Origin of the sequence: Streptomyces sp. NPDC004658, from assembly GCF_040609555.1 — a bacterium.
Classification (GTDB): Bacteria; Actinomycetota; Actinomycetes; order Streptomycetales; family Streptomycetaceae; genus Streptomyces.
The window spans coordinates 1-5,030 of record NZ_JBEXKG010000292.1; the positions used below are offsets into that span (position 1 = coordinate 1).

Annotated in this window: 5 protein-coding genes; 3 read left to right on the top strand and 2 right to left on the bottom strand. The window is 72.7% G+C overall.

The annotated features are described in order from the left end of the window. On the bottom strand, nt 1-428 hold a 428-nt coding region (locus ABZV94_RS40075; protein WP_356349779.1), incomplete at its 3' end, for a DUF6214 family protein. Nucleotides 429-626: 198 nt separating this feature from the next. Here ABZV94_RS40075 and ABZV94_RS40080 point away from each other — a divergent pair. Together ABZV94_RS40080 and ABZV94_RS40085 are read left to right on the top strand one after the other, a co-directional pair. After that, nucleotides 627-1,967, top strand: coding sequence for an FAD-dependent oxidoreductase (locus ABZV94_RS40080; protein WP_356349781.1), 1,341 nt, complete (start codon nt 627-629; stop codon nt 1,965-1,967). A gap of 126 nt (nt 1,968-2,093) precedes the next feature. Continuing rightward, nucleotides 2,094-3,485 (top strand): nucleobase:cation symporter-2 family protein, encoded by a 1,392-nt coding sequence (locus tag ABZV94_RS40085; RefSeq protein ID WP_356349784.1) that lies wholly within the window; start codon nt 2,094-2,096, stop codon nt 3,483-3,485. Here the strand turns inward: ABZV94_RS40085 and ABZV94_RS40090 are convergent. Beyond that, nucleotides 3,402-3,758: a helix-turn-helix domain-containing protein gene (locus ABZV94_RS40090; RefSeq protein WP_356349786.1), complete on the bottom strand. Its 357-nt coding sequence runs from the start codon at nt 3,756-3,758 to the stop codon at nt 3,402-3,404. The genes ABZV94_RS40085 and ABZV94_RS40090 overlap by 84 nt on opposite strands. 128 nt (nt 3,759-3,886) lie before the next feature. On the opposite strand from ABZV94_RS40090, the gene ABZV94_RS40095 reads away from it, so the two are divergent. Next, nucleotides 3,887-4,966, top strand: coding sequence for an NADH:flavin oxidoreductase/NADH oxidase (locus ABZV94_RS40095; protein ID WP_356349788.1), 1,080 nt, complete (start codon nt 3,887-3,889; stop codon nt 4,964-4,966). The last annotated feature ends 64 nt before the right edge of the window (nt 4,967-5,030 follow it).

A 5,030-nucleotide genomic window follows, 5' to 3' on the forward strand; every position in this document is an offset into this window, starting at 1 on the left:
CACCTGGTCACACGGACGTGAACCTCGACCCACGCCGGAAAAAGGTCACGGAAATGTATCGGACATACTGCGCACCAACCTTCACAGAAGACACATCCCGCGTCCACACCGCCCGCGTCCGCACCACCCGCGTCCACACCACCCGCGTCCACACCGCCCGCGTCCGCACCGCAGGCGCCCCCATCGCCCGCATCCACGCCGCCCGCGTCCACACCGCACGCCACGAACAGCGGACCCTCGATCCAGTCGGCGAGCGCCGTCAGGTCGGCGAGGGACAGAGCCGGTTCGGCCTGGACGTCCTCGATGGAGACGCGCCCCGCGCTCACCACGGCCAGGGCGTCGACCCGGGCCCCGTCGGCGAAGGCCAGCCGGACCTGGAACCAGGACGTGACGCCACCGTGCTCCCGCAGCTGCCACGCGGGCCACACGGAGACCGCGCCATCCTCCGGGTTCCGATCGGGGAGATCAAGAAAGGACGCTTCTGGCACCCACGCAACGTAACGCCGTGCCCACACCCAAACGTATGGACACGCGTCCGGGTCACCCCACCGGCCCCTGCCGTCGGGGGCCCCGCGGTGCCATGCTGGAGCCGTCCGCACACCCTCCTTCGGGCGAGGAGTACCGCTGTGCTGCGTGTCGCCGTCGTCGGTTCCGGGCCGAGTGGGTGCTACACCGCCCAGAGCCTGGTTCAGCGTGATCCCGAGGTGCGGGTGGACGTCCTGGACCGGCTGCCGTGTCCGTACGGCCTGGTCCGCTACGGCGTCGCGCCGGACCACGAGAAGATCAAGTCCCTCCAGGGCAGTCTGCGGACGGTGCTGGAGCACGAGCGGGTGCGCTTCCTCGGCGGGGTCCGGGTGGGCGGCCCCGGCGGGCTGCCGGTGGAGCGGCTGAGGGGGCTCTACCACGCGGTGGTGTACTGCGTGGGCGCCGCCACCGACCGCCGGCTGGGGATCCCCGGCGAGGACCTGCCGGGCAGCTGGTCGGCGACCGAGTTCGTGTCCTGGTACAGCGCGCATCCGGACGCAACCGACGCGGGGTTCCTGCGCGGGGTGCGCTCGGCGGTCGTCATCGGGGTGGGCAACGTCGCGGTGGACGTCACCCGGATGCTGGTCCGGGGCGCGGCGGAGCTGCGGCCCACGGACATCCCGCAGGCGGCGCTGGACACGCTGGCGGCGAGCGGGCTCACGGAGGTGCACATGGTGGGCCGGCGCGGCCCCGCACAGGCCCGTTTCACCACCAAGGAGCTGCGCGAGCTGGGCGGTCTGCCGGGCACCGACGTGATCGTGGACAAGGCCGAGCTGGCGCTCGATCCGGCCGACCCCGGCGCGCTGCCGGCGGGGCCGCGCCGCAATGTGGAGGTGCTGCGCGACTGGGCGGCACGGCCCCCCGCGGTGGCCGCCGCGCGGCGCATCCGGCTGCGGTTCTTCCTGCGGCCGGTGGAACTGCTCGCGGACGGCGGCCGGGTGGGTGCCGTGCGCTTCGAGCGGACGGAGCCGGACGGCGGGGGCGGCGTGACCGGCACCGGCCGGTACGAGGAGGTGCCCGCGCAGTTGGTGCTCCGCTCGGTGGGCTATCGCGGCGTCCCGCTGGAAGGCCTGCCGTTCGACCCGGCGAGCGGCACGGTCCCGCACCGGGAGGGCCGGGTGCTGCGCGACGGCGCCGGCTCCCCCGGCGAGTACGTCGCCGGGTGGATCAAGCGCGGGCCGACCGGGGTCATCGGCACCAACCGGCCCTGCGCCAAGGAGACGGTGACCTCCCTGCTCGCGGACGCTCCCGTCCTCGGGCGCGCGGACGTGCCGGAGGATCCGGTGGCGGCCCTGCGGGCGGCGGGCGTCGAGCCGGTGCCCTGGGAGGGCTGGCTGGCGATCGAGCGCGCCGAGGCGGAACTGGGGGCGCGGCTGGGGCGCGGCGTGGTCAAGCTCTCCGACTGGGAGGCGCTGCTCGGGGCGGCGCGGGTGCTGTCGTAGCGCGGCGGTCCCGGGGCGGGCGGGACACACACCGGCAACAGGCCGGAAATCAACAAACTGTTCAAGACGCCTACGGTCTCGTTCTGTCCGGATGCCACTTCCCACCCCGCCACTGAGGGAGTCCCCATGGCCACGACCGCAGACGTGCACCCCGTCGACGAGATACCCCCGGTACGGCAGCTGGCCGCCTTCGGGTTGCAGCACGTGCTCGCGATGTATGCGGGCGCCGTCGCCGTTCCGTTGATCGTGGGCGGCGCGCTGAAGCTGTCGCCCGCCGACCTGGCATATCTGATCACCGCGGACCTGCTGGTGTGCGGCGTCGCCACGCTGATCCAGTGCGTCGGGTTCTGGCGGTTCGGGGTCCGGCTGCCCATCATGCAGGGGTGCACGTTCGCCGCCGTGTCACCGATGGTGCTCATCGGGACGAAGGGCGGCGGGCTGCCCGCGATCTACGGCTCGGTGATTGTCGCCGGCCTGGCCATCATGCTGCTCGCGCCGCTCTTCGGCCGGCTGCTGCGCTTCTTCCCGCCACTGGTGACCGGCACGGTGATCCTGATCATCGGAGTCTCGCTGCTGCCGGTGGCGGGCAACTGGGCGGCGGGCGGCGCCGGGGCGAAGGACTTCGGGGAGCCGAAGAACCTGGCGCTGGCGGGTTTCGTGCTGGCCGTGGTGCTCGGCGTGCAGCGGTTCGCGCCCGCCTTCCTCTCCCGGATCGCCGTGCTCCTCGGCATCGCGGTCGGCCTGGCGGTCGCCGTGCCGTTCGGGTTCACCGACTTCAGCGGGGTCGGGGACGCCGGATGGGTGGGCGTCAGCACGCCGTTCCACTTCGGGGCCCCGGAGTTCCGCGCGTCCGCGATCGTGTCGATGCTGGTCGTCGCGTTGGTCACCATGACCGAGACGACGGGTGACCTGATCGCCGTCGGGGAGCTGACCGGGCGGAAGGTCGAGCCGCGCCCCCTCGCCGACGGTCTGCGCGCGGACGGCCTGTCGACCGTGCTGGGCGGGGTGTTCAACACCTTCCCGTACACGGCGTACGCGCAGAACGTGGGCCTGGTCGGCATGACCCGGGTGCGCAGCCGCTGGGTGGTGGCGGCGGCCGGCGGGATCCTGGTGCTGCTCGGTCTGCTGCCCAAGCTGGGCGCGGTCGTCGCGGCGATCCCGGCGCCGGTGCTGGGCGGGGCCGGCCTGGTGATGTTCGGGACGGTCGCGGCCAGCGGGCTGCGGACGCTGGCCCGGGTCGACTTCAAGGGCAACGACAACCTGACCGTGGTGGCCGTCTCGGTGGCGATCGGCATGCTGCCGGTGGGCGTGCCCACGGTGTACGCGAAGTTCCCGGACTGGTTCCAGACGGTCATGAACAGCGGGATCAGCGCGGGCTGCCTGTCCGCGATCGTGCTGAACCTGCTCTTCAACCACCGTCCGCGCAAGGGTGGTTCAGCCGTCGGCGCCGAGTCGCCGGGACTGCCGGTCGGCGGCGGCGAGCAGACTGTCGAGCAGCCCCGGGAAGAGGCCGTCTAGGTCGTCCCGGCGCAGGCCGTTCATCTTGGCCGTGCCCCGGTAGACCTGCCGGATGACCCCGCTCTCCCGCAGCACCCGGAAGTGGTGCGTGGTGGTGGACTTGGTGACCGGCAGGTCGAAGTGGGAGCAGGTCAGTTCGGCTTCCCGCGCCGCGAGTTCGCGCACGATCCGCAGCCGCATGGGATCGGAGAGCGCGTGCAGCACGGACTCCAGCCGGATCTGCTCCCGCGCCGGGTGCGGCAGCGCACGGCCGGCGGTGGCGGTGTCGGTCACGGCGACTGCCTTCCTCGCAAGAAGTTCGACTGCCTGCATTGTACGAGAGCCTTCGTAGTTTGACATTCCTCGTAGTACGAGGAGTACCGTACGAGGCGAACAGCGGTCCGTGACGAATGGAGTCCGTCGTGAGTGCGCTCTTCGAGCCCATCACCCTGCGCGAAGTGACCATCCCGAACCGGGTGTGGATGCCCCCGATGTGCCAGTACTCGGCCGAGCCGGAGGGCCCGCTCGCCGGTGCCCCGCACGACTGGCACTTCGCGCACTACGCGGCGCGGGCCGCCGGCGGCACCGGGCTGATCGTGGTGGAGGCCACCGCGGTCTCGCCCGAGGGCCGGATCTCCCCGTACGACCTCGGGCTGTGGAACGACACCCAGGTGGAGGCCTTCCGCCGGATCACCCGCTTCCTCACCGCGCAGGGCACCGTGCCGGCGGTCCAGCTCGCCCACGCCGGCCGCAAGGCGTCCACCGACCAGCCGTGGAAGGGCGGCGCGCCCGTTGGGCCGGAGGCGCACGGCTGGCAGCCGCTCGCCCCCAGCGCGCTGCCGTTCGACGCGCGGCACCCGGTCCCGACCGAGTTGACCGTGGACCGGATCACCGAGATCGTCGGGCAGTTCGCCGCCGCAGCGCGCCGGGCGCTCGCCGCGGGGTTCGAGGCCGTCGAGATCCACGGCGCCCACGGGTACCTGATCAACGAGTTCCTCTCCCCGCACTCCAACCACCGCACCGACGCCTACGGCGGCTCGTACGAGAACCGCACCCGCTTCGCCCTCCAGGTCGTGGACGCCGTACGGGAGGTGTGGCCCGAGGACAAGCCGGTGTTCTTCCGCATCTCGGCCACCGACTGGCTCCAGGACGACGGCTGGACCCCCGAGGAAACGGTCCGCTTCGCCGGTGACCTGCACGCCCACGGCATCGACCTGCTCGACGTCTCCACCGGCGGTAACGCCTCCGGCGTCACCATCCCGACCGGGCCGGGCTACCAGGTGCCGTTCGCCGCCCGGGTGAAGGCCGAGACCCCGATGCCGGTCGCCGCCGTCGGCCTGATCACCGAGCCCGAGCAGGCCGAGAAGATCGTGGCGAACGGCGAGGCGGACGTGGTCCTGCTCGGCCGGGAGCTGCTGCGCAACCCGTCCTGGGCGCGCCAGGCGGCACGCGAACTGGACGCGCAGGTCCGGATCCCGGACCAGTACCACCGCTCGGTCTGAGCCGGGGCCGCCGGGCGGTCGCCCCGCCCGGAGGCGCGGCTCAGGCCGGCAGCAGCCGCCCGAC